22 protein-coding genes and 1 tRNA gene are annotated in these 20,208 nt (G+C 70.0%); 8 read left to right on the top strand and 15 right to left on the bottom strand.

Translation table 11 applies throughout. The features are described 5' to 3' along the window. Window positions 1-139: 139 nt before the first annotated feature. The 4 genes from ACFYZR_RS06730 to ACFYZR_RS06745 form a co-directional block, all read right to left on the bottom strand. Window positions 140-970, bottom strand: a complete 831-nt coding sequence (locus ACFYZR_RS06730) for an MBL fold metallo-hydrolase (RefSeq protein WP_391906079.1) — start codon at window positions 968-970, stop codon at window positions 140-142. Continuing rightward, window positions 967-1,872 (bottom strand): NUDIX hydrolase, encoded by a 906-nt coding sequence (locus ACFYZR_RS06735; RefSeq protein WP_391906082.1) that lies wholly within the window; start codon window positions 1,870-1,872, stop codon window positions 967-969. The genes ACFYZR_RS06730 and ACFYZR_RS06735 overlap by 4 nt, the downstream gene beginning before the upstream one ends. 96 nt (window positions 1,873-1,968) lie before the next feature. Further along, window positions 1,969-2,433: a RidA family protein gene (locus ACFYZR_RS06740; RefSeq protein ID WP_391906084.1), complete on the bottom strand. Its 465-nt coding sequence runs from the start codon at window positions 2,431-2,433 to the stop codon at window positions 1,969-1,971. Beyond that, entirely contained in the window at window positions 2,430-2,591 is a 162-nt protein-coding gene (locus ACFYZR_RS06745; protein ID WP_232031662.1) for a DUF4177 domain-containing protein, read from the bottom strand. Before ACFYZR_RS06745 ends, ACFYZR_RS06740 begins: the two co-directional genes overlap by 4 nt. A 72-nt stretch (window positions 2,592-2,663) precedes the next feature. Between ACFYZR_RS06745 and ACFYZR_RS06750 the strand changes: the two genes are divergently transcribed. Together ACFYZR_RS06750 and ACFYZR_RS06755 are read left to right on the top strand one after the other, a co-directional pair. After that, window positions 2,664-3,686 carry an ArsA family ATPase gene (locus ACFYZR_RS06750; RefSeq protein ID WP_391906087.1) on the top strand — a complete coding sequence of 341 codons (1,023 nt, stop codon included), beginning with the start codon at window positions 2,664-2,666 and terminating at the stop codon, window positions 3,684-3,686. Next, on the top strand, window positions 3,683-5,347 hold the full coding sequence (locus ACFYZR_RS06755; RefSeq protein ID WP_391906090.1) for an ArsA family ATPase: 1,665 nt from the start codon (window positions 3,683-3,685) through the stop codon (window positions 5,345-5,347). Before ACFYZR_RS06750 ends, ACFYZR_RS06755 begins: the two co-directional genes overlap by 4 nt. A gap of 214 nt (window positions 5,348-5,561) precedes the next feature. On the opposite strand, the gene ACFYZR_RS06760 is transcribed toward ACFYZR_RS06755, so the two are convergent. Continuing rightward, a complete protein-coding gene (locus ACFYZR_RS06760) occupies window positions 5,562-5,897 on the bottom strand; it encodes a WhiB family transcriptional regulator (RefSeq protein ID WP_189455966.1) in 336 nt (111 codons plus the stop codon). Window positions 5,898-6,282: 385 nt separating this feature from the next. On the opposite strand from ACFYZR_RS06760, the gene ACFYZR_RS06765 reads away from it, so the two are divergent. Then, entirely contained in the window at window positions 6,283-8,604 is a 2,322-nt protein-coding gene (locus ACFYZR_RS06765; RefSeq protein ID WP_391906093.1) for a transglycosylase domain-containing protein, read from the top strand. Between the two features lie 92 nt (window positions 8,605-8,696). Here ACFYZR_RS06765 and ACFYZR_RS06770 read toward each other — a convergent pair whose 3' ends face one another. Then, complete coding sequence (locus ACFYZR_RS06770) at window positions 8,697-9,161, bottom strand: GatB/YqeY domain-containing protein (RefSeq protein WP_391906096.1); 465 nt, start codon at window positions 9,159-9,161, stop codon at window positions 8,697-8,699. A 256-nt stretch (window positions 9,162-9,417) separates the two neighbouring features. On the opposite strand from ACFYZR_RS06770, the gene ACFYZR_RS06775 reads away from it, so the two are divergent. The 3 genes from ACFYZR_RS06775 (at window position 9,418) to ACFYZR_RS06785 (ending at window position 11,263) form a co-directional block, all read left to right on the top strand. Then, on the top strand, window positions 9,418-10,344 hold the full coding sequence (locus ACFYZR_RS06775; RefSeq protein WP_391906099.1) for a metallophosphoesterase: 927 nt from the start codon (window positions 9,418-9,420) through the stop codon (window positions 10,342-10,344). Window positions 10,345-10,381: 37 nt separating this feature from the next. Then, window positions 10,382-11,143, top strand: coding sequence for a Pr6Pr family membrane protein (locus ACFYZR_RS06780; protein WP_391906102.1), 762 nt, complete (start codon window positions 10,382-10,384; stop codon window positions 11,141-11,143). A 46-nt stretch (window positions 11,144-11,189) separates the two neighbouring features. Next, window positions 11,190-11,263, top strand: a tRNA-Pro gene (locus ACFYZR_RS06785). A gap of 143 nt (window positions 11,264-11,406) precedes the next feature. Here ACFYZR_RS06785 and ACFYZR_RS06790 read toward each other — a convergent pair. The 8 genes from ACFYZR_RS06790 to ACFYZR_RS06825 all read right to left on the bottom strand — a co-directional run bounded on the left by ACFYZR_RS06790 (window position 11,407) and on the right by ACFYZR_RS06825 (window position 17,330). Next, window positions 11,407-12,969 (bottom strand): LacI family DNA-binding transcriptional regulator, encoded by a 1,563-nt coding sequence (locus ACFYZR_RS06790; RefSeq protein ID WP_391906105.1) that lies wholly within the window; start codon window positions 12,967-12,969, stop codon window positions 11,407-11,409. A 17-nt stretch (window positions 12,970-12,986) separates the two neighbouring features. Beyond that, window positions 12,987-13,487: a helix-turn-helix domain-containing protein gene (locus ACFYZR_RS06795; RefSeq protein ID WP_391906108.1), complete on the bottom strand. Its 501-nt coding sequence runs from the start codon at window positions 13,485-13,487 to the stop codon at window positions 12,987-12,989. Further along, window positions 13,463-13,828, bottom strand: coding sequence for a hypothetical protein (locus ACFYZR_RS06800; RefSeq protein WP_391906111.1), 366 nt, complete (start codon window positions 13,826-13,828; stop codon window positions 13,463-13,465). The genes ACFYZR_RS06795 and ACFYZR_RS06800 overlap by 25 nt, the downstream gene beginning before the upstream one ends. 54 nt (window positions 13,829-13,882) lie before the next feature. Next, window positions 13,883-14,128 carry a hypothetical protein gene (locus ACFYZR_RS06805; RefSeq protein WP_391906114.1) on the bottom strand — a complete coding sequence of 82 codons (246 nt, stop codon included), beginning with the start codon at window positions 14,126-14,128 and terminating at the stop codon, window positions 13,883-13,885. A gap of 76 nt (window positions 14,129-14,204) precedes the next feature. Next, window positions 14,205-14,399: a hypothetical protein gene (locus ACFYZR_RS06810; RefSeq protein WP_229348337.1), complete on the bottom strand. Its 195-nt coding sequence runs from the start codon at window positions 14,397-14,399 to the stop codon at window positions 14,205-14,207. Window positions 14,400-14,419: 20 nt separating this feature from the next. Beyond that, window positions 14,420-14,650, bottom strand: coding sequence for a hypothetical protein (locus ACFYZR_RS06815; RefSeq protein ID WP_391906118.1), 231 nt, complete (start codon window positions 14,648-14,650; stop codon window positions 14,420-14,422). Window positions 14,651-14,812: 162 nt separating this feature from the next. Continuing rightward, a complete protein-coding gene (locus tag ACFYZR_RS06820) occupies window positions 14,813-16,864 on the bottom strand; it encodes a cell division protein FtsK (protein ID WP_391906121.1) in 2,052 nt (683 codons plus the stop codon). Window positions 16,865-16,955: 91 nt separating this feature from the next. Then, on the bottom strand, window positions 16,956-17,330 hold the full coding sequence (locus ACFYZR_RS06825; RefSeq protein WP_391906123.1) for a hypothetical protein: 375 nt from the start codon (window positions 17,328-17,330) through the stop codon (window positions 16,956-16,958). A 357-nt stretch (window positions 17,331-17,687) separates the two neighbouring features. Between ACFYZR_RS06825 and ACFYZR_RS06830 the strand changes: the two genes are divergently transcribed. Together ACFYZR_RS06830 and ACFYZR_RS06835 are read left to right on the top strand one after the other, a co-directional pair. Further along, window positions 17,688-18,476: a GntR family transcriptional regulator gene (locus tag ACFYZR_RS06830; protein ID WP_391906127.1), complete on the top strand. Its 789-nt coding sequence runs from the start codon at window positions 17,688-17,690 to the stop codon at window positions 18,474-18,476. A 5-nt stretch (window positions 18,477-18,481) separates the two neighbouring features. Further along, the gene (locus ACFYZR_RS06835) at window positions 18,482-19,240 is read left to right on the top strand and encodes a glycosyltransferase family 2 protein (protein ID WP_391906129.1); all 759 of its coding nucleotides are present in this window, start codon (window positions 18,482-18,484) and stop codon (window positions 19,238-19,240) included. Here ACFYZR_RS06835 and ACFYZR_RS06840 read toward each other — a convergent pair. Next, window positions 19,230-19,988, bottom strand: coding sequence for a GntR family transcriptional regulator (locus ACFYZR_RS06840; RefSeq protein ID WP_391906132.1), 759 nt, complete (start codon window positions 19,986-19,988; stop codon window positions 19,230-19,232). The two genes, ACFYZR_RS06835 and ACFYZR_RS06840, sit on opposite strands and share 11 nt — an antisense overlap. Window positions 19,989-20,208 lie beyond the last annotated feature (220 nt).

Here is a 20,208-nt window from a genome sequence, read left to right on the forward strand (position 1 = left end):
GGGGGCCCGCGCGCGGTTAGCGGGCGGGCGGGGGGGCCCCCCCCCGGGCGCCCGGCGGCCGGGGGGGGGGGGGGGGGGGGGTGGGGGGCGCCCCGCGCCCCCCCCCCGGCCCCCCGCCTCGCTGTTTTCCGGACCCCCGTCAGATCAGCCCGTGCTCGTCCAGGTAGTCCAGCTGCGCCCGCACCGAGAGCTCGGCCGCCGGCCACAGCGCACGGTCGACGTCCGCGTAGACGGCCGCGACGACCTCCTCCGCCGTGCGGTGACCGTTCTCGACGGCCGTCTCCACCTGAGCCAGCCGCTTGGCCCGGTGCGCGAGGTAGTACTCGACGACGCCCTGGGTGTCGTCCAGGACCGGGCCGTGCCCCGGCAGCGCCGTCCGCACACCCTCGTCGACCGCGAGCGAGCGCAGCCGCCGCAGCGAGTCGAGGTAGTCGCCGAGCCGGCCGTCGGGGTGCGCCACGATCGTCGTGCCCCGGCCCAGCACCGTGTCACCCGTGAGGACGGCGTCGTCCGCCGGCAGATGGAAGCAGAGGGAGTCGGCCGTGTGGCCGGGCGTGGAGATCACATGCAGCTCCAGCCCGCCCGTCGTGATGACGTCGCCCACGCCGAGCCCCTCGCCGCCCAGCCGCAGCGCCGGGTCCAGGGCCCGCACCTTGGTGCCCGTCAGCTCCGCGAACCGGGCCGCGCCGCCGGAGTGGTCGGCGTGGCCGTGCGTCAGCAGCGTCAGGGCGACGCGCAGCCCCGCCGCCCCGGCCACCTCGACGACCCTCCGCAGATGGGCCTCGTCCGCCGGACCCGGGTCGACCACGACGGCCAGGTCCGAACCGGGCTCGGCCAGGATCCATGTGTTGGTGCCGTCCAGCGTCATCGCGGACGGGTTGGGCGCGAGCACGCAGGTCGCCCGGGCGGTCGCGGGGCCGCCGATGGCGCCGGGGCGCGGCCGTCCGGGCAGATCGGTCGTGTGCGTCATGCGTCGGCTCCCGAAGATCCAGGGACGATGTGCCCGGTGTCATGTTTGGCGGCGACGTGTTTGGTGAACTCGTCGTGGCCCGGCCAGCTCAGCACGATCTCTTCCCCGACGAGCCGCGCCCGCGCCAGTACGGGCGTGAGATCCCGGTCACCCGAGGCCGCCAGCACCTCGTCGACGGTGCCGTAGGGGCCCAGCGAGCGCAGCGTGGAAATGGTCGGCGGCATCATCATCAGCTCGCCCCGGTCGTAGCCCGCCGCCGCATCGGCGGGGGCGGTCCAGACGACGCGGTCGGCCTCCGTGGAGGCGTTGCGGGTGCGCTGCCCTTCGGGGAGCGCGGCGACGAAGAACCACGTGTCGTAGCGGCGCCGCTCGAACTCCGGGGTGATCCAGCGCGCCCACGCCCCGAGCAGATCGCTGCGCAGGACCAGGCCACGCCGTTCGAGGAACTCGGCGAACGACAACTCACGGCTGACCAGCGCCGCCCGTTCGGCCTCCCAGTCCTCCCCCGTGGTGTCCGCGACGACCGTGTCCGGGGCGGGGCCGGCCAGCAGCACGCCCGCCTCCTCGAAGGTCTCCCGGACGGCGGCGCAGACGATCGCCTGTGCCCCGGCGGCGTCGGTCCCCAGCCGCCGGGCCCACTCCTCGGGGGCCGGACCGGCCCAGGGCACGTCGCGCTCGTCACGCGGGTCGACGGAGCCCCCCGGATACGCGTACGCGCCTCCGGCGAAAGCCATGGAGGCGCGTCGGCGCAGCATGTGAACGGCGAGCCCGCCCTCCCGGGCGCGCAGCAACAGGACGGTGGCGGCACGGCGCGGCGCCACGGGCCGGAGCTCGCCCCGGGTGAGCGCTCTGATCCGGTCCGGCCACTCCGGCGGGTACCACTGGCCGTTCGAAGTCGACATGGCCGGATGCTATGCGCTCACGCCCGGATGTTCGAGAGGGGCGATCAGCCCCGGACCTCGACCCAGTCCCGGACTCGGCTCAGCCCCGGACTCGGCTCAGCCCCGGACCTCGACGAGGAACTCGACCTCGACGGGGGCGTCCAGCGGCAGCACCGCCACGCCCACGGCCGAACGGGCGTGCACGCCCTTCTCGCCCAGGATCTCGCCCAGCAGCTCGCTGGCGCCGTTGAGGACGCCCGGCTGGCCGGTGAAGTCCGGCGCGGAGGCCACGAAGCCGACCACCTTGACCACGCGGACGATCTTGTCCAGGTCGCCGATGACGGACTTCACGGCGGCCAGGCCGTTGAGCGCGCAGCGCGCCGCCAGCTCCTTGGCCTGCTCGGGGCTGACCTCGGCACCGACCTTGCCGGTCACGGGGATGGCCCCGTCGACCATCGGCAGCTGGCCGGCGGTGTGGACGTAGGAGCCGCTGCGCACGGCCGGCTGGTACGTGGCCAGCGGCGGCACGACGTCGGGCAGGGTCAGCCCGAGCTCGGCGATCCGGGCCTCGACCGTGCTCACGCCTTCTCCCGCTTGAGGTAGGCCACGAGCTGCTCGGGGTTGTTCGGCCCCGGCACGACCTGGACCAGCTCCCAGCCGTCCTCGCCCCAGGTGTCCAGAATCTGCTTGGTCGCGTGCACGAGCAGCGGCACGGTGGCGTATTCCCACTTCTTGGTCATGGGCCCGACTGTAATGCCTGATACCGACGGCCTCGTGCGTAGCCCGCGCGGCGACTGGTTAGGCTCCGCATCATGAGCAGGCTCCATGTCGTCAGCGGCAAGGGCGGTACCGGGAAGACCACGGTGGCCGCGGCCCTCGCACTCGCCCTCGCGGCCGAGGGGAAGCGGGCGCTGCTGGTAGAGGTCGAAGGCAGACAGGGCATCGCACAGCTCTTCGAGGCGGAGGCGCTGCCCTACGAGGAACGGAAGATCGCCGTCGCGCCGGGCGGGGGCGAGGTGTACGCGCTCGCCATCGACGCCGAACGGGCGCTCCTGGACTACCTCCAGATGTTCTACAAGCTCGGCAGCGCCGGCCGGGCACTGAAGAAGATCGGCGCGATCGACTTCGCGACGACCATCGCTCCGGGCCTGCGGGACGTCCTGCTCACCGGCAAGGCGTGCGAGGCGGTGCGCCGGAAGGACCGCACGGGCCGGTTCGTCTACGACTACGTGGTCATGGACGCGCCGCCCACCGGGCGGGTCACGCGCTTCCTCAACGTCAACGACGAGGTCGCCGGGCTGGCCCGGATCGGGCCGATCCACAATCAGGCGCAGGCCGTGATGCGCGTCCTCAAGTCCCCGGAGACGGCGGTGCACTTCGTGACACTGCTGGAGGAGATGCCGGTCCAGGAGACCGCGGACGGCATCGCGGAGCTGCGGGCGGCTGGGCTGCCGGTCGGCGGCGTGGTGATCAACATGGTGCGGCCCGAGATCCTCGACGAGGCGGCCGTGGAGGCCGCCGCCAACGGCAGGCGCCCGGAGGTCGCACGCGCCCTCGCGCACGCCTTGGAGCGCACGGGCTCCGGTGGCGCACGGCGCGCGGGGCTCGCCGAACCGCTCGTCGACCCGCTGTTGCGGCAGGCGCGCGAGCACACCGAGCGGCTGGCCCTCGAGCACCGGGGGCGTGCGGACGTGGCGCGGCTGGGCCTGCCCACGTACGAACTCGAGCTGCTCGGCGACGGGGTGGACCTGGCGGGGCTGTACCGCATGGCGCGCGAGCTGAGGAAGCAGTTCGCGCGGGGAGAGGCGAGCGAGCGACAGGGAGTCAGCGGGTGAGTGTGGAACCGGCGGCGGAGCCGCTCGGCATAGACCCGATCCTGGACGACCCGCGCACCCGCATCGTGGTGTGCTGCGGCTCCGGGGGCGTCGGCAAGACCACGACCGCGGCGGCCCTGGGCCTGCGCGCGGCCGAGCGCGGCCGGAGGGTCGTCGTCCTCACCATCGACCCGGCCCGCCGGCTGGCGCAGTCGATGGGGATCGACGCGCTCGACAACGTCCCCCGCCGGGTGGCCGGGATCGACGGCTCCGCCGGCGGTGAACTGCACGCCATGATGCTCGACATGAAGCGGACCTTCGACGAGATAGTCGAGGCGCACGCCGACGGGGAGCGCGCGCGGGCGATCCTGGAGAACCCCTTCTACCAGTCCCTGTCGGCCGGTTTCGCGGGCACGCAGGAGTACATGGCCATGGAGAAGCTCGGCCAGCTCCGCGCCCGGGACGAGTGGGACCTCATCGTCGTCGACACCCCGCCGAGCCGTTCGGCGCTGGACTTCCTGGACGCGCCGGGCCGGCTGGGCTCGTTCCTGGACGGCAAGTTCATCAAGGTGCTGATGGCACCGGCGAAGATCGGCGGCCGGGCCGGGATGAAGTTCCTGGGCGTGGGCATGTCGGTGATGAGCGGACCCCTGAACAAACTGATGGGTGCCCAACTCCTGCGGGACGTACAGACCTTCGTCGCCGCGATGGACACCATGTTCGGCGGATTCCGTACCCGTGCCGATGCCACCTACCGGCTGCTCCAGGCTCCGGGTACGGCCTTCCTGGTCGTCGCCGCGCCCGAACGGGACGCGCTGCGGGAGGCCGCCTACTTCGTCGAGCGGCTGGCGGCGGAGCGGATGCCGCTGGCCGGGCTGGTGCTGAACCGGGTGCACGGCAGCGGTGCGGCGGGGCTCTCGGCGGAGCGCGCCCTCGCCGCGGCGGAGGCCCTCGCGAACGGAACGGCGGACGGGACGACGGGCGGGACGACGGCCGGAGCGGCGGACGCCACCGGCGGCCAGGCGGGAGGACCCTCGGGAGGGGCTCCGGAATACGCAGAAAATCTTGACGGCGACGGCATTGTGGATCGTGGCAGCGGGCAGGCTGGCTCACGTAACGCCGGCGACCCTGGCACCCTCACTCCCACGGACACGTCCTCTCCCGAGAGCGGCTTCCCCCAGCCCGCCGCGTCCGCAGGAGCGACCGCCTCGGTGGCCGCCTCAGCGCCGACGACCTCCGCGTCGGAGGCGCGACCCGCTGGGGAAGCCGACCCCGCCGCGGATGCCGACGCGGCCACGGCTTCCTCCACGGATCCGGATGCCTCTACGGGCACGGGTTCCGTCATGTCGTCCATGTCGTCGGCGTCGTCCGTGGCATCCCCGGCGCGGATCGCCGCCGGGCTGCTGCGGCTGCACGCCGAGCGGATGCAGGTGCTCGCGCGCGAGCGGCGTACCCGCGACCGCTTCACCGCGCTGCACCCGGAGGTCCCGGTGGCGGAGGTCGCCGCGCTGCCCGGCGATGTGCACGACCTGGCGGGGCTACGGGCGATCGGCGACCGCCTCGCGAACCAGACGGACGATCAGACGAGCGATCAGACGGACGGCGGCGCGGAGGATGCCGGTGCCGTGGAGAACGCCGAGGGCGTCGAGGGCGCCGAAGAGGGCGCGTCCGTATCGCGCTGAGGCAGCAGCTGAGGCAGTAGCCGAGGCAATGCAAACGCGGGGGCGCGGGCGCGTCGAAGGCCGTACCGCACACGGGCGGCCGCGCCCACCCGGGCGTCGTACCGCCACCGTCGTACGCGGTGGGCATGGGGGCACCCGCCAGGCATCCTGGCCGGCCCGTGGGCTGCTGGCCTACCGGCTACCGGCCTACAGCGGTGCGTCCGCCCGCCGCCCGCTAGCCGACAGCCGCGTACTCGTCGTACTCCGGCTCGCCCAGCGGCAGGATGCCGGCGCCCCGCTCGTACTCCGTGCGAGCGGTCTCCAGGAGCCTGCGCCACGACGTGACCGTGGGGCGGCGCCGCAGCAGGGCCCGCCGCTCGCGCTCCGTCATGCCTCCCCAGACGCCGAACTCGACGCGGTTGTCCAGCGCGTCGGCCAGGCACTCGGTGCGCACCGGGCAGCCGGTGCAGACCGCCTTCGCCCTGTTCTGCGCTGCGCCCTGAACGAATAGTTCATCCGGATCGGTCGTGCGGCAGGCGGCCTGCGCACTCCAGTCGGTTACCCAGCCCATGCTGGCGCCGTCCTCTCCCGAATCGAGGCTCCCCCACGGCGGCAGCGGCATATTCACCGTTGCCAGTTGAGGACGTTACGGAAGGCGGACAGGGGGCAACACCCCCTTCGGGCCCAATCTTGAATGGCCCGAACGGACTATGCGTATGCGGCAGATCACCCAACGGAGTGACCCGACGACATCACGGACCATTCCCTCCATAGAGGGGCGATCCACCCACCCCTCGACGGACAACGAGGGACGTAGGCGGCAATACAGACACCTCTCATCACTCACAAGAGTGAGAGTGCAGGTGATGCGGGGGAGCATCGCCGTGACTGGCGTGAAACAGCGTAGGCGAACACACCTGCGTCTGTCCGCCGAATGAGAACGTAGGCTTCCCCCCATGGCTATGAAGCGCTCGGACGAGGGCCCCTCCAGGGCCCGACAGGCCGCGAAGTTCCTCAGTGTCAGCGTCCTTTCGGGAGTGGTGCTGGCAGGTCTGGCCCTACCGGGCATCGGCGCTTTCGGCCTGGTGGCCAAGGGCACGGTCGAGGGGTTCGACGAGATCCCCGCCAACCTCAAGACGCCGCCGCTCAGCCAGCGCACCACCATCCTCGACGCCGAGGGCGGCGAGATAGCCAAGGTCTACTCCCGCGACCGCACGGTGGTGCCGCTGAACGACATCTCGCCCTACATGCGCCAGGCGCTCGTCGACATCGAGGACGCGCGCTACTACCAGCACGGCGCGATCGACCTCAAGGGCGTGCTCCGGGCGGCCAACAAGAACGCCCAGTCCGGCGGCGTCTCCGAGGGTGCCTCGACCCTCACCCAGCAGTACGTCAAGAACGTCTTCGTCGAGGAGGCGGGCGACGACCCCGAGAAGGTCGCCGTGGCCACGCAGCAGACGATCGGCCGCAAGGTCAAGGAGCTGAAGTTCGCCATCCAGGTCGAGAAGGAACTCGGCAAGGACCGCATCCTCAACAACTATCTGAACATCACTTTCTTCGGTCAGCAGGCCTACGGGGTCGAGGCCGCCTCCCAGCGCTACTTCAGCAAGCACGCCAAGGACCTCACCCTGGGCGAGTCCGCGCTGCTGGCCGGCGTCGTCCAGTCGCCCAGCCGCTACGACCCGGTCTACGCCCCCAAGGAGGCGACCAAGCGGCGGAACACCGTGCTGGCGCGCATGGCCGAGCTGAAGCACATCACCCCGGCCCAGGCGGCCGCCGAGCAGGCCAAGCCGCTCGAACTGAAGGTCAGCCGGCCCAAGAGCGGCTGCATCACCGCCGTCAACGGCGCGGGCTTCTTCTGCGACTACGTCCGCGAGACCTTCCTCAACGACCCGGTCTTCGGCAAGACGAAGGAGGCCCGGGCCAAGCGCTGGAACGAGGGCGGTCTGGTCATCCGCACCACCCTCGACCCGCAGACGCAGAAGTCCGTGCAGAAGTCGATCACCGATCACGTCTACCAGAGCGACTCGGTGGCCACCGCCGTGTCGATCGTCCAGCCCGGCACGGGCAAGATCCTCGGCATGGGCCAGTCGCGTCCTTACGGCTTCGGCGACCACATGACGCAGATCAACCTCTCCGCCGACAAGGCCATGGGCGGCTCGAACTACGGCTTCCAGGTCGGCTCGACGTTCAAGCCGATCCTCGCGGCGGCCGCGCTCGAGCAGGGCGTGTCGCCGTACAAGACGTACTCCTCGCCGTTCCGGATGCCGTATCCGGACGAGGTGGAGACGTGCGGCAAGACGTGGAAGAACAGCGGCGGCGAGATGGTCCAGAACGAGAACCGCAGCGAGGTCGGCCCGTACGGGATGAAGGAGGCGACCGCTAAATCGGTCAACACCTACTTCATCCAGATGATCGAGGACACCGGCGTCTGCCCGGTGATCAAGATGGCGGACAAGCTGGGCATCAAGCCCGCCGGCGGCGGCAAGTTCGAGCAGGTGCCGTCGATCGCGCTCGGCACCGAGGGCCTCTCCCCCCTCACCATGGCCTCCGCCTACGCGACGTTCGCCAACCACGGCACGTACTGCACCCCCGTCATCGTCGAGTCGGCCACCGGCCCCGACGGCAAGAACCTGCGGGTCCCCAAGACGAAGTGCTCGCGGGCGATGTCCGAGCAGACCGCCGACACCGTCAACACCCTGCTCCAGGGAGTGGTCGAGGACGGCACCGGCAAGGAGGCCGGCCTCAGCGGCCGGGACAGCGCGGGCAAGACGGGTACGACGGACGAGCGCCGGGCGGCCTGGTTCGTCGGCTACACCCCGAACATGGCCGGCGCCGTGTGGGTCGGCGGCCCCGGCGCCAAGGGCGTCGAGATGGAGAACATCACCATCGGCGGCGTCTACCACGACAAGGTCTACGGCGCCGACACCCCCGGCCCCATCTGGCGCGACGCCATGACGGGCGCGCTCGAGGGCAAGGACGCGCCGACCTTCGGCACCGTCCCGATGCCGGGCACCGACAAGGGCACCGGCACCGGCACCGGCTCCGGCGGTGACGACAAGCGCGGCAACGGCCACGGCGGCCGCAAGCCGGGCACGAACGGCAAGCCCGGTGGCGGGAAGCCGGGCGCGGGCGGCAAGCCCGGCACCGAGCCGGGTGCCCAGCCGGGCGGTCAGCCCGGCGACACCACCGGCGGCGGCAAGCCGGACACGCCGACGGCACCCGGTGGGGTGGTCCAGGGCGTGATCGGCGGCCCGGGGGACGAGCAGCAGCGGTAGAGAGAGCTGTAGAGAGCTAGAGAGACGGACGCGACAAGGGGGCGCCCCGACCGTGACGGTCGGGGCGCCCCCTTGTACGTACGCGGCCCGGATCAGCCGACGAGCAGGCTCTTCACCGCGGCGGCCACGCGGCCGCCCTCGGCGCGGTCCCCCACCTTCGGCTTCACGATCTTCATCACGGCGCCCATGGCCTTCGGCCCCTCGGCGCCGGCCGCCTTCGCCTCGGCCACGGCGTCCGCGACGATCGCGGTGAGCTCCTCGTCCGACAGCTGCTGCGGCAGGTAGCCGGCGAGCACCTCGCCCTCGGCGCGCTCACGCTCGGCGGAGTCGGCCCGTCCGCCCTTGTCGAAGGCCTCGGCGGCCTCGCGGCGCTTCTTCGCCTCGCGCACGATGACCTTCAGCACCTCGTCGTCGGAGAGCTCACGGGCCACCTTGCCGGAGGTCTCCTCGTAGGCGACGGCGGACAGGGTGAGACGGAGCGTGGAGGCGGTCAGCTCGTCGCGCGCCTTGATGGCGGCCGTGAGGTCGTCGTGGAGCTTGGACTTCAGCGTGGTCATGCCGCAATCTTCGCATCCCACCCGCTCAGGCGCCCCGCATTAACCGCCGGACGGCCTCCGGCTCGGACGACACGCCACCACCGGACCGACCGGACCGACCGACTGTGCGACGTTAACTCCCTTTTGAGTTCTCTCATGAACTCCCTTATGGCCCCCTTATAGGCCCCCTTATGAACTCCCACGAACTCCCATGAACTCCCTTGCCCGCCCGGGACCGTGGCGGGCACACCCCCGGCCGTCTGCGACGATGGACGACATGCGTGCGCGATACGGAGTACCCCTGGGAATCACGGCGATCGGCGCGGCGGGCCTCGCCTACGCCGCCGGCTTCGAAGTCCGTTCCTTCCGGCTGCGACGGGTCACCGTCCCCGTCCTGCCGCAGGGCATGCGGCCGCTGCGGGTGCTCCAGGTGTCCGACATCCACATGGTCGGCGGCCAGCGCAAGAAGCAGCGCTGGCTCCAGTCGCTCGCCGGGCTGCGCCCCGACTTCGTGATCAACACCGGGGACAACCTCTCCGACCCGCAGGGCGTGCCCGAGACCCTCGACGCGCTCGGCCCGCTGATGAGCTTCCCCGGCGCGTACGTCTTCGGCTCCAACGACTACTACGGCCCGAAGCTGCGCAACCCCGCCCGCTACCTCCTCGAGCGGACCACCGGGCGGCACGGCCTCAACGGCAACGCCCCGGTCGTCGGCGCGATCCACAACCCCTGGGAGGAGCTGCGCGACGCCTTCGACGCGGCGGGCTGGCTCAACCTCACCAACACCCGGGGCTCCCTCAAGATCGACGGGATGGAGATCGCCCTCACCGGCCTCGACGACCCGCACATCAAGCGCGACCGCTACGACCGGGTGGCCGGCGGCCCGGAGGAGGGCGCCGACTTCTCGATGGGCGTCGTCCACGCCCCGTACCTGCGCGTCCTGGACGCCTTCACGGCCGACCGCTACCCGCTGATCCTCGCCGGGCACACCCACGGCGGCCAGCTGTGCATCCCCTTCTACGGCGCGCTGGTCACCAACTGCGACATCGACCCCGAGCGGGTGAAGGGCCTGTCCACCCACCGCGCGGGCGGCCACCAGTCGTACCTCCACGTCTCCGCGGGCTGCGGCACCAACCGCTACACCCCGGTCCGCTTCGCCTGCCCGCCCGAGGCCACGCTGCTCACCCTCGTCCCCCGCGACTGACCGGGGGGCGTTCCGGGCCCACACGTACGGTGGGGGGATGACCGACCCGACATCCCCCACCACCGCGCGGACCGGCCTGCCCGATACGGAGGCCGTTCCGGCGTCCGCGGCGGCCCCGGCGGACCGCCGCCCCGTCGCGGCGGCCTTCCGCGCGCTCACCGCCCTGGCGGCACTCACCGGCATCGCCCTGGACACGATCGAGTCCGACGACCTCAGCCGGCTCTTCAGCTACTTCACGATCCAGTCCAACATCCTGCTGGCGATCGTCTGCGCCTGGTCCGCCCACCGCGCCTGGACCGGACGCCCGGCCCTCTCCCCGCGGATCACGGGCGGCGCGCTGCTCTACATCTCCATCACGGGTCTCGTCTTCCACTTCGTGCTGTCGAACGACTCCAGCGGCTTCGCCATGACCAGCGAGCGCACGCCCCTGGAATCGATCGCCAACCACCTCCTCCACACCGCGACCCCCCTCGCGGCCGCCCTCGACTGGCTCGTCCTCACCGCCCCCGGCGGCTTCCTCCTCCGCCACGCCGGCCAGTGGCTGGTCTACCCCTTCCTCTACCTCCCCTTCGCCCTGATCCGCGGCGCCCTCCTCGACCCGGGCACGGACGGCCGCTACCCGTACCCCTTCCTGGACGTCGATCTCCACGGCTACACCGGCATCCTCGGCAACACCGTCGTCTTCGGTCTGGCCTTCTACGGCCTGGCCCTCGCCCTCGTCCTCCTCGACCGCGTACGCCCCCACGTGCGGGTCCTCGGGAACCGGATTTCACCTACAGGCTCCAGTCGGCTAAAGTAGTCCTCGTTGCTCCGGAGCCCGGGAAAAACGGGAAACGGTCGCACATCGGGGTGTAGCGCAGCTTGGCAGCGCGCTTCGTTCGGGACGAAGAGGTCGTGGGTTCAAATCCCGCCACCCCGACAGGTGAATAACCAGCTCAGGCCCGGTCTTCTCGCAGAGAAGACCGGGCCTGAGTCGTTTGCTGGAACGCCGCAAGGACTGCGAGGAGCAGACGAGGAGCAAACGAGGAGTGGATCTTGGAAAGCGGAATCCCCGGGATCCCGCTACCGGCGACCCCTCAGCAGCGCATCGAGGGCCCGGACAGGTGACGTAGGACACATCGCCCGCCGCATCTCCAGCGCCGCTTCCCAGATCCCGGTGAGCCCCACCATCAGCTCCCGTCGCATCGCCGGATCGATGTGGTCGTACCGAGCCTGTACCGAACCGTCCAGGTGACCGAGACGCTCGTCCATCAACTTCGGAGGCGTCCGGAGAAGCCTCATGATCTTCTTGTTGGTGTGCCGGAGCCCATGCGGGGTCAGCCCCTTCGCGATCGGCACCCAGCACGCCTCAGCCCGGTCGGAGGTGTTCCTCCCCCGCGCCGGCACCCCCGGCCACGGCTCCGCCAGCAGCGGCACCGGACGCGCCTCCTGCGGGGCCTTCTTCGGATACCAGCCGGTGACAGCCGGCTGAAACAGCCAGGTGGCGAACCCCGACCTCCGCCAGTGAGCCGCGTGATCCGCAGGCACGCCAGCGCGGACGTAGCCGAGCTCCGCGATGGCTGCCTGGACTCTGAGCCGCGTCTCCTCCTTCACGGCTCCGGGACGGTTCAGCACGTTCGACACCGTGCCGGTGGAGACGTCGGCGCGACGAGCGACGTCGACCAGCTTCACGCCGCATCGGCGGGACGCGCCGTTGGGCGCCCCGTAGCCGCGGAAGATGTAGGTGCGTCCGTGGCACTCGCAGGGCTTCGGGTCCGTGCGAATGATGTGGTCGTTCACCAAGGACGACAGGAACCGCGGATTATCGATGGTTCGGTACGAGTCATCCTTGGGCGGGCAGCGGTCCAGCTCTCCCGTGTCCAGCTCGTACAACTGCCATTCAATCCGGACGCTGTTCGTCCGCCAGTATTCCTTCTCCAGGCCGACGAGCTCGCCCCACCGCACTCCCGTGTAGCCCTTGGTGACCGTCCCGACGAACTCGTCATCCCGACCGGACAGGATGGATGCTCGTTCGCCGATGAGCAGAATGCCGAGGGCGTCGGTCGTCACCTTCTCTGGAGCACGATCACGCGACCGCCCCGCACGCCTGCCACGACCGCGGCGTCGCGCGGCCGGGTTGGATCCGATGAGCTCTTCATCGACGGCGTCGCCAAGGATGAGGTGCAGCGTCCCACGCCACGTCTTCACGCTGCTGGCCGCGTACAGCGACCGCTCTTTCCGCGCCCATGCCTCGACGTTCTGTCGGCTGATCTCGTCGAACGTCTTGTCCCCGAACTCAGGAAGAAGGTGTTCCTCGATGTGCCGCCTGTAGTTCTGCATCGTCGACGGGGCGAGGTCCTGCTCGCTGTACCACTGGTTCACGTACTCGCCGAAGGTCAATGGTGCAGTCTCAGCAACCGTGGACACCTCGACTGCGGGCTGAGTCGGCGGCGGAGCCGCGATGGCAGCGACAGCGTCCTGCTCCCTGACGCGGGCCTCCATGTCGTTCGCGGCTTTCTCAGCCTCGCGCTTCGTCCTGAAGCGGATTGTTCGACCATTTCCGTTCTGCACGGTGGCCAGATCACCAGAGCCGGTCCTGTATCGGCCGCGGTAATAGCCCCTCTTCGCCTTCTCCGCATACCCCACTGCAGTTGCCCCCCTTCTTACGCAGCGGCTTGCGCGGAGCGAGAGCGGTTGGCCCTACGCGGGGGCTTGGACCGGAGCTGGACTTTGGGCACCGTCTCGTCCTGACGGACGGGGAGCGTGGCCGACACCTGCGGCAGCCCTTCGAGCCCCCGGAGCGGACGCTCTTCGAAGGCGGCGACCAGCTCGACAAAGTGCGCCGCCGTAAACCGGTACGACCCGCCCACGCGCGTGAACGGGATCCGGCGACGCCTGGCCTGCTCCTTGACCCACCACTCGGAGCAGCCGAGAGCCTCGGCGATCTCCGCAGGGCGGTAGAGGTGAGGCAACGCCACAGCCTCAGTGCTCCGAGCGCCTTCAACCGCGCTCAGGGCACCCCGGGGCAGCGGGCGTTGGGGGTTGTAGGGCATCCTGGTGGGACCTCCTGCTTCCTGGAAGGGATGGGGAGGCCGGGGCAGCGGGCGTCTTTGACCGGAGGGCCGCTGCCCCGGACACTTCAAACGCGCTGGGCACGCCGCCATTTGCGGTACTCCTGGCGGACGTACTCGCGGCAGTCGTCGTCGGTGATGAGCTCCGATCCTCGGAGGCTCAGCCCGTTGTATTCCACGTCGAACGACACGAGCTGCCGTGCGACGAGGGCGGCGGCTTCGACCACGTCAGCGGCGACCTCGGGCACGTACATGGCCGCCTCCTTGATCGCGATGCGGTCGAAGAGGGCGGCCTTGCGGACCCAGAAGGCACGGCTTCGCATGACCTTGCCAGGGCCGTCGGCGCCCTGCTTCGCCACCCAGCAGATCTCCTGGATGATGCTCGGGGCGTCTACGTATGCGGCGGCGTCGACGCTGCGGGCGTGGTTCGTCATTGCTTCTCCTCGATGCTTTGGCGGTGGCGGGACTCGAACAGAGCGAGGGAAGCGTCAGTCGACGAACGCGGCCTGCCGGTCGCACTCGCCGGCCGTCTTCAAGAGCAGCGAGCGGAGGTCGCTGCCCACGAGGACGGCGAGGCGCTCCTCGATCGCCTCCCACGAGACGGGATCGATGGCCATGAGCGCGGCGACGGCCGCGGGGCCCTTGCCTTCTTCGATGGCGGTGAGCGCGTCCCTGAGCTCGCCGGAGGCCATCAGGGAGATGTGCTGGCGCGTGGACGTGGTCTGTCCGGACATGGGAGGGGTCCCTTCGGGGCGGGAGTCGGAGAGGACGGACGTGCGTTGGCGCTCGTGATCCGGCATTCGGGCCGGATCAGTTGTTGAGGCTCGGGATGGCCCCGGCGATGGCGGACATGACCGCGTCGACGGGCTGGGACGCTCCGGTCTTGCTGAGGTAGTAGCCGAAGAGCACGGCGACGAGCGCGGCTCCGATACCGACCGACTTCGAGCGGATGAGCATGGCCAGGAGGAGCCCGAAGAGGGCAAGCGCGGAGATCGAGAAGGACATGAGGGTCTCCTTCGGAGAGGTCAGCGGTTGCCGTCGCGGTGGAGGTGGACGACCGCGTTGTAGAGGCGGCGGCCGAGGCGGAGACGCATCCCGTGTCCCTCGCAGCGGCGGCACTCACGGCCGCGTACGATCCGGCCCTTCCGGCCCTGCCAGACGGCGAAGCCCCAGCCGTCGCACTTGCGGCAGGCCCCGAACGGGCTCACGGCGCAGAGAACGGCGTAGCAGAGGGTGACGAATATCAGTCCGGGCATAGCGTTGAGCAGGGAATGCACGAGAACCCCTCTCAGGGCAGCGTCAGGGAGATGCCGACGAAGCGGCGCTAGGCGCTAGCAGGCAGGTCAGATGGGCTTTGGCCTGCTAGCGGGGGTGCTAGGCCTAGCGGGGCGTCCCGCTAGGCCTAGCTGCGATGGGAGCTATGCGGCGGCGGAAGGCTCGTCACGTTCCGCGATCGCTCTGAGGACGTCGTCGCGTTTGATGCCGCGCCGGTTGGCGCCCTTGCCGTCCTCGGTCTTGCCCCACATCTGCGTGGTGCGGATGCCGTACGGCTTCAGTGCGGACGTCAGTTGTTCGGGGGCCCAGCCGGCGTACGCGTCCGGCCGGAGCTCCGCCAGCCGGGCGACAACGGTCTCGCTCCAGGCTTTCGGCTCGGCGGCTGGGATGACGGTGGCGACATCCCGCAGAAGATCGAACGACTGCGTCTCGGTATCCGGCTCTTCTCCGAGGGCGTGTCCCGAGAGGGTGCCGGCCGCCTTCCGCAGCTTGTAGGCCCGGAGCGAGATCACGTCGGCTGTGGGGGCGTCAATGTACGTGGCGACGACGATGCGGGCATCGGCGCCTTCGCCGACGAAGTAGTGGATGCCCTTGTCGCGCCAGGCGAACATGGTCGCCCGCACCCCGCGTTTGTACGCGGACGTGCCAAGGACCATGTCGTTCTCCGTCTGCCCCATGACCTTGAGGCACCAGCGGTTGGACGCGTTCGCGCTGATACCGGTCGGCAGGGACTTGGCGTCCGGACGCTGCGTGGCGAGCAGCAGCGTGATTCCGAGGGCAGGTCCGCGCTTCGTCAGGTCGGTGCAGATCTCTTCGAACTCTTTGCCGTGCTCGGGGTGCTCGAACCAGACCTGGCACTCGTCCGCACCGACGACGATCGGGTGCAGGCCAAGGTTCTTCTTGTCGGCCAGTTCGCTGGTGACCTTGGACTCCGGGCATATGTCCCGGGGCAGGTTGCGGACGACCTTGGCCCGGCGGCGCAGCTCTGCCCGCAGGGCGCGGAGGTCGCGCAGGGCGTACTGGATGTCCTCCTCGTCGTCGCCGGCCCGGTAGCTGTGTGCCACCCGCTCCAGCGGGCCGAGGTCGCCGGTGCCCTTGAGGTCGTAGACGTGCAGTTCTGCGCGCGCGTCCAGGGCCGCGGTCAGCAGGAGCAGGCGGAGTAGAAACGTCTTGCCCATGCGCGGGATGGCGCCGATGATCCCCGAGATGTACATCAGGGTCACGTGCACCCAGCGGCCGCGCTGATCGGTGCCGTACGGTGCCGGCTTGAACAGGTCGACGGACCCGTCCTTGAACAGCGGCCAAGCAGGCTTCTTGGACTTCGACATGTCGTGATCGCCGACCCACAGCACCAGCCGTCCGGTGTGCTCGTCCGGCACCGCCTCCGGCCAGACGCACCCCAGTGGCCGCCGCAGTCCGGAGGCGAGCTTGTCCCGCTTGTCGATCACATCCGTGACGGTCACGCCGTACGGAAGATCCCCCTCGGCCCGCCAGCCGGCGCCGTCTCGCGTGATGGGCGCCGTGAACGTGAAACCCGGCCCACCTTTGCTCTGCGCCTGGCTGATGGCGGCGATGCCCAGTGCGCCGAGGGCGCGCAGGACGATGTCACTGGTGAGCCGTTGCGCCTTCGGGATCTCGACAGCCCGGTGAATGACCGGAGCGTCGGCCGGCTGGCCCAGCCAGCCCAGACCCAGGGCGACCGTGAACCCGGCCAACGTGAGGAACCACGTCGACGCGAGGACGTACAAGCTCAGAGCCGAAGCAAGCCCTCCGACCAGAGCCACGACACCGACAGCCGAACGCCACCGGACACGACGATCTCGCTGCCGGGACAACTTCAGGTACTCGCCCACATCCTCATGGGCCGCAGCGGCCCGCCGGAAAGGCTCGCCTTCGGCATCGACGGCCCACCGCAGTGTTCCGCCGACGACACGGGCGGCGCCCTGCGGCGCTTGGAGTGTGAGACGGAGGGCGTACCAGGGTGTTCGAACGGCGTGATACGCGGCAACATGCCACGCGTAGACAGCAACGCCCTTGCCGGCAGCTCGCAGTTCTTGACGGGACTTCGCCCACGCCGGGAGTACCGGTCGGCGCTTCGCTCTCTGTGCCCGGTCTCTCAGACCGGGTTCCGGCGGTCCGCCGGGTTGGTCAACCAGGGTGATTTCGTCCGCGGGTTCCGCCGGACTCAACGACACCTCCTTCGGATTAGCGGGTGTTCGGGGCCGTTCCGCCACACGCGGCGGGGTCAGGCCCGCGAGAGCCGTCTTCTGCTGGCCGAAGGCCGACTCAGACGCGGAAGCGTCGCGGCCCGGTGAGGCGGAACCACCACTGGTACGCGGTCATCACCGCTCCATACCCGCCGAACCCGGCCAGAAAGCTGAGCAGCCAACTGGCCCCGAGGTCACGGGCCGAGTGGCAACCGATGTACGCGGCGAACAGGGCGAGCCCGAGGGCGATGAGGGCCACGGCCTGGCGCCCCGTCGTCATCGGCGCGGTGTGCCGAGCGACGAGCTCAAGCCCGCCGGGCTCGGTGAAGCGGCGCATGCCGCCGTATCCGTGAATCATGACGAGCTTCTCGCGGCCGCGGCCGACGACCCCGGCCACGGTTCCAAGGGCCTTGTCGTCACAGGCTCGGACGACGTCGCCGATGGCGAGTTTCATGTTCCCCCCTCTGGGATCGAGGCATGAGCGGCAGCGGGCACCCGCTGCCGAGTGAGGTTCGGCAAGACCTCTCGTTCATGGACGAGTGGTCGTCACCTCCGACGTCGCTGCCCACCGGGCCGGCGACGCCGGAGATCAAAAGCACTCGTTCTCAAGGCGCTCTCTTCAGTTCTCAAGGAACCGACGCTTCCTTCGTGCTCCTCGCGGAGCTCTCCGGGCGCCAGAACTCCTAAAGAGGTCTTGTCTTCAAGTCCTCTTTAGGAGTTGCGAAGACTATGGCGGGCGCCACACCAACTCGTCAAGTCCTCTTTAGGAGTCGTATGCTGAGGGCCGTCGGGCAACAGGACGGTGAGCACCATGGCTAAGGCGTACGAGCGGATCGCCGACGACATCCGGGAACAGATCCGCGCAGGTCAGCTTCCCCCTGGCGAACGTCTCCCCGCAGAGACGTCCCTCGCCGACCAGTACGGCCGCAGCGTCCCGACCATCCGAGAGGCCCTACGCCTCCTGCGGGACGAGGGGCTCATCGAGAAGCAGCACGGCCGCGGCACGTTCGTCCGCCAGGCCCGTACCGCGGTGCTGCGCACGAACCTGCGGCACCAGTGGGAGAAGGACCGTGCACGCGAGCCGGAGCAACGGCGCGCCGCGACCGGTGCCACCGAACACGACACCGGCCTGACGGTGAACGACCTCGTCTTCCACGCCGCGTACCAGGAGACCAAGGCGTCCAAGGACATCGCGGAAGCCTTCGGGGTACCGGAAGGTACGGCAATGGTCGAGCGCACCTACCGGACGCGATACGCCGCCGAGCGCGCCCCGTTCGCCCTGGTGACCTCCTACCTCGTCCGCGACATGGTCGCGGAGAACCCGGCGCTCCTGGACGCTGCCAATGAGCCGTGGCCAGGGGGCACGCAGAACCAGCTCTTCACCCTCGGGATCGAGCTGGACCGGATCGAGGAGCGGGTCACGGCCCGCCCGCCGACGCCGGAGGAAGCGGAGGAGCTGGAGCTGCCGCACGGCACTGCGTTGATCCTCTTGCGGAAGACCTCGTACGACACCAATGGCCGCGTTGTGGAGCTCTCCGACATCGCCCTGCCCGGCGATCGCACGGAAATGACCTTCACCACTTCCCTGGAAAGGTGGTGAGTGCCGTGCAGCGGCGCATCATCATCGTCACCGCAGTGCACGGACCGTCCGCTCACCACCTGCCCGATGCCTATCGGTCGCTCTGCGCGCAGAAACTCCCTGATGGCTGGGAGTGGCACTGGGTGATCCAGGAAGACGGGAAAAGCGAGGACGTGGCACCGCACGTCCCCGACGACGAGCGGGTGACGTTCCTGCAGGGCCGGCCCGGTGGCCCCGGTGTCGCCAGGACCATGGCGCTCGCTCACGCAGACGGCCAGTACGTGAAGATCCTGGACGCCGATGACCAGCTCCCCGAGGGCGCCCTTGCCCGGGACCTCGCGGTTCTGGAGCAGGACAGCAGCCTCGGGTGGACCACTTCCCGGGTTCTTGACCTGATGCCGGACGGCTCGCTCGTCGGCTTCGACCAGGACCCGGAGGACGGCCCCGTCGAGCGCGGAGCCGTCCTCGAACACTGGCGGGCGCACAGCTACCGCGCTCAGGTCCACCCGGCGACCCTCTTCGTCCGCCGCGACCTGCTGCTCGCCCTGGGCGGCTGGATGGCGCTCCCCGCGTCGGAGGACACGGGACTCCTGCTCGCCCTCGACGCAGTCAGCCGCGGGTACTTCACCCGCGAGGTGGGTCTCCTCTACCGCAAGTGGCCCGGACAGGCGACCGGGCAGGCGGCTCACACGGACTCGGCCGAGCGCGACGCGCGCATGGCCGTCGTCGAAGCCCGGGCCCAGGCCCTGGCCGACTCCGGCTGGCGGTACCCGGCTACGAGCTGACGGGCACTTCGTAGACGATCGCGCAGCGGGCGGCGGACACGACGATGTCCGCCGTCTCGACCGGACGCCCGTCGTCGCTGTAGTACGTCCGTTCAATGCGCATGACCAGCGCGCCTCGCTGTACGCCGAGGAGGTTCGCCTCCTCGGCGGTCGCATGTCCGGGCTCGGGCTGCTCCACCGCGTGAGTCACGGTGATGCCAATCTCGGCCATGCGGCCCACAACGCCCTTGCCCGCGTGAGGTCCACCCTCGGGGAGCACCACCAGCGTGCCGCTCGTGAGAGCGTAGGGCTCCCAACTGGTTGAGATCTGCACCGGCTTACCGTCAGCCAAGAACTCGTACGCGGTCCGTACGCACAGATCCCCTTCTGAAATGCCAAGGCGCGCGGCGATGGGGCCCGGAGCGGGGACCTTCGCCTCGGTACTGCTCTCCCACGTCCCACGCTTGCCGAGCGCGGACATGTCCGCGCGGAACGGCGGCTCCCCGCGGTCCTCGCGCGCCTGAGAGCGGACCACGCGCAGGCGTTCACGCGGCTCCGCCACATACGTCCCGGAGCCGGCGCGCCCCTCCAGGATCCCCTGAGAGATCAAGAGTTCCTGCGCCCGGCGGACCACGTTCTCGCCCACGCCACCACTCTCCCGAGCGAGTTGCGTACGCGACGGCAGCCGATCACCCGGTCGCCATTCCTGGCTGACGATGCGCTGTCTCAGCAGGTCAGCGACGCGGAGGTAGGGCGGCTGCTCAGGCATATGGAAAATCTAGTCCACTAGCCTCTATCCTAGTTAACTAGCTTTACGCGCTGTGATCCCGTGGCGACGGAGGACGCCTTGTGCCCACACGCAATGCCCGAACCGAGCGCATGGCGGCTCGCCTCTCAGCCGCAGGGTTCACCCCGCGCGTGACGTACCGAAACGACCACGCCCACATCGAGACAGAGGTCCCGAGCCCGGTCTCCGCCGAGTCGTGGCG

The organism is Streptomyces sp. NPDC001678, assembly GCF_042892945.1.
Lineage (GTDB): Bacteria > Actinomycetota > Actinomycetes > Streptomycetales > Streptomycetaceae > Streptomyces.

Bases quoted from the DNA above. Each gene is read 5' to 3' on its own strand.
- ACFYZR_RS06760 (WP_189455966.1), bottom strand. From the start codon at position 5,897: ATGGGCTGGGTAACCGACTGGAGTGCGCAGGCCGCCTGCCGCACGACC.
- ACFYZR_RS06770 (WP_391906096.1), bottom strand. From the start codon at position 9,161: ATGACCACGCTGAAGTCCAAGCTCCACGACGACCTCACGGCCGCCATC.
- ACFYZR_RS06775 (WP_391906099.1), top strand. From the start codon at position 9,418: ATGCGTGCGCGATACGGAGTACCCCTGGGAATCACGGCGATCGGCGCG.
- ACFYZR_RS06825 (WP_391906123.1), bottom strand. From the start codon at position 17,330: ATGAAACTCGCCATCGGCGACGTCGTCCGAGCCTGTGACGACAAGGCC.
- ACFYZR_RS06745 (WP_232031662.1), bottom strand. From the start codon at position 2,591: ATGACCAAGAAGTGGGAATACGCCACCGTGCCGCTGCTCGTGCACGCG.
- ACFYZR_RS06780 (WP_391906102.1), top strand. From the start codon at position 10,382: ATGACCGACCCGACATCCCCCACCACCGCGCGGACCGGCCTGCCCGAT.
- ACFYZR_RS06750 (WP_391906087.1), top strand. From the start codon at position 2,664: ATGAGCAGGCTCCATGTCGTCAGCGGCAAGGGCGGTACCGGGAAGACC.
- ACFYZR_RS06815 (WP_391906118.1), bottom strand. From the start codon at position 14,650: ATGCCCGGACTGATATTCGTCACCCTCTGCTACGCCGTTCTCTGCGCC.
- ACFYZR_RS06830 (WP_391906127.1), top strand. From the start codon at position 17,688: ATGGCTAAGGCGTACGAGCGGATCGCCGACGACATCCGGGAACAGATC.
- ACFYZR_RS06805 (WP_391906114.1), bottom strand. From the start codon at position 14,128: ATGTCCGGACAGACCACGTCCACGCGCCAGCACATCTCCCTGATGGCC.
- ACFYZR_RS06730 (WP_391906079.1), bottom strand. From the start codon at position 970: ATGACGCACACGACCGATCTGCCCGGACGGCCGCGCCCCGGCGCCATC.
- ACFYZR_RS06840 (WP_391906132.1), bottom strand. From the start codon at position 19,988: ATGCCTGAGCAGCCGCCCTACCTCCGCGTCGCTGACCTGCTGAGACAG.
- ACFYZR_RS06800 (WP_391906111.1), bottom strand. From the start codon at position 13,828: ATGACGAACCACGCCCGCAGCGTCGACGCCGCCGCATACGTAGACGCC.
- ACFYZR_RS06735 (WP_391906082.1), bottom strand. From the start codon at position 1,872: ATGTCGACTTCGAACGGCCAGTGGTACCCGCCGGAGTGGCCGGACCGG.
- ACFYZR_RS06795 (WP_391906108.1), bottom strand. From the start codon at position 13,487: ATGGCGGCGTGCCCAGCGCGTTTGAAGTGTCCGGGGCAGCGGCCCTCC.
- ACFYZR_RS06810 (WP_229348337.1), bottom strand. From the start codon at position 14,399: ATGTCCTTCTCGATCTCCGCGCTTGCCCTCTTCGGGCTCCTCCTGGCC.
- ACFYZR_RS06765 (WP_391906093.1), top strand. From the start codon at position 6,283: ATGGCTATGAAGCGCTCGGACGAGGGCCCCTCCAGGGCCCGACAGGCC.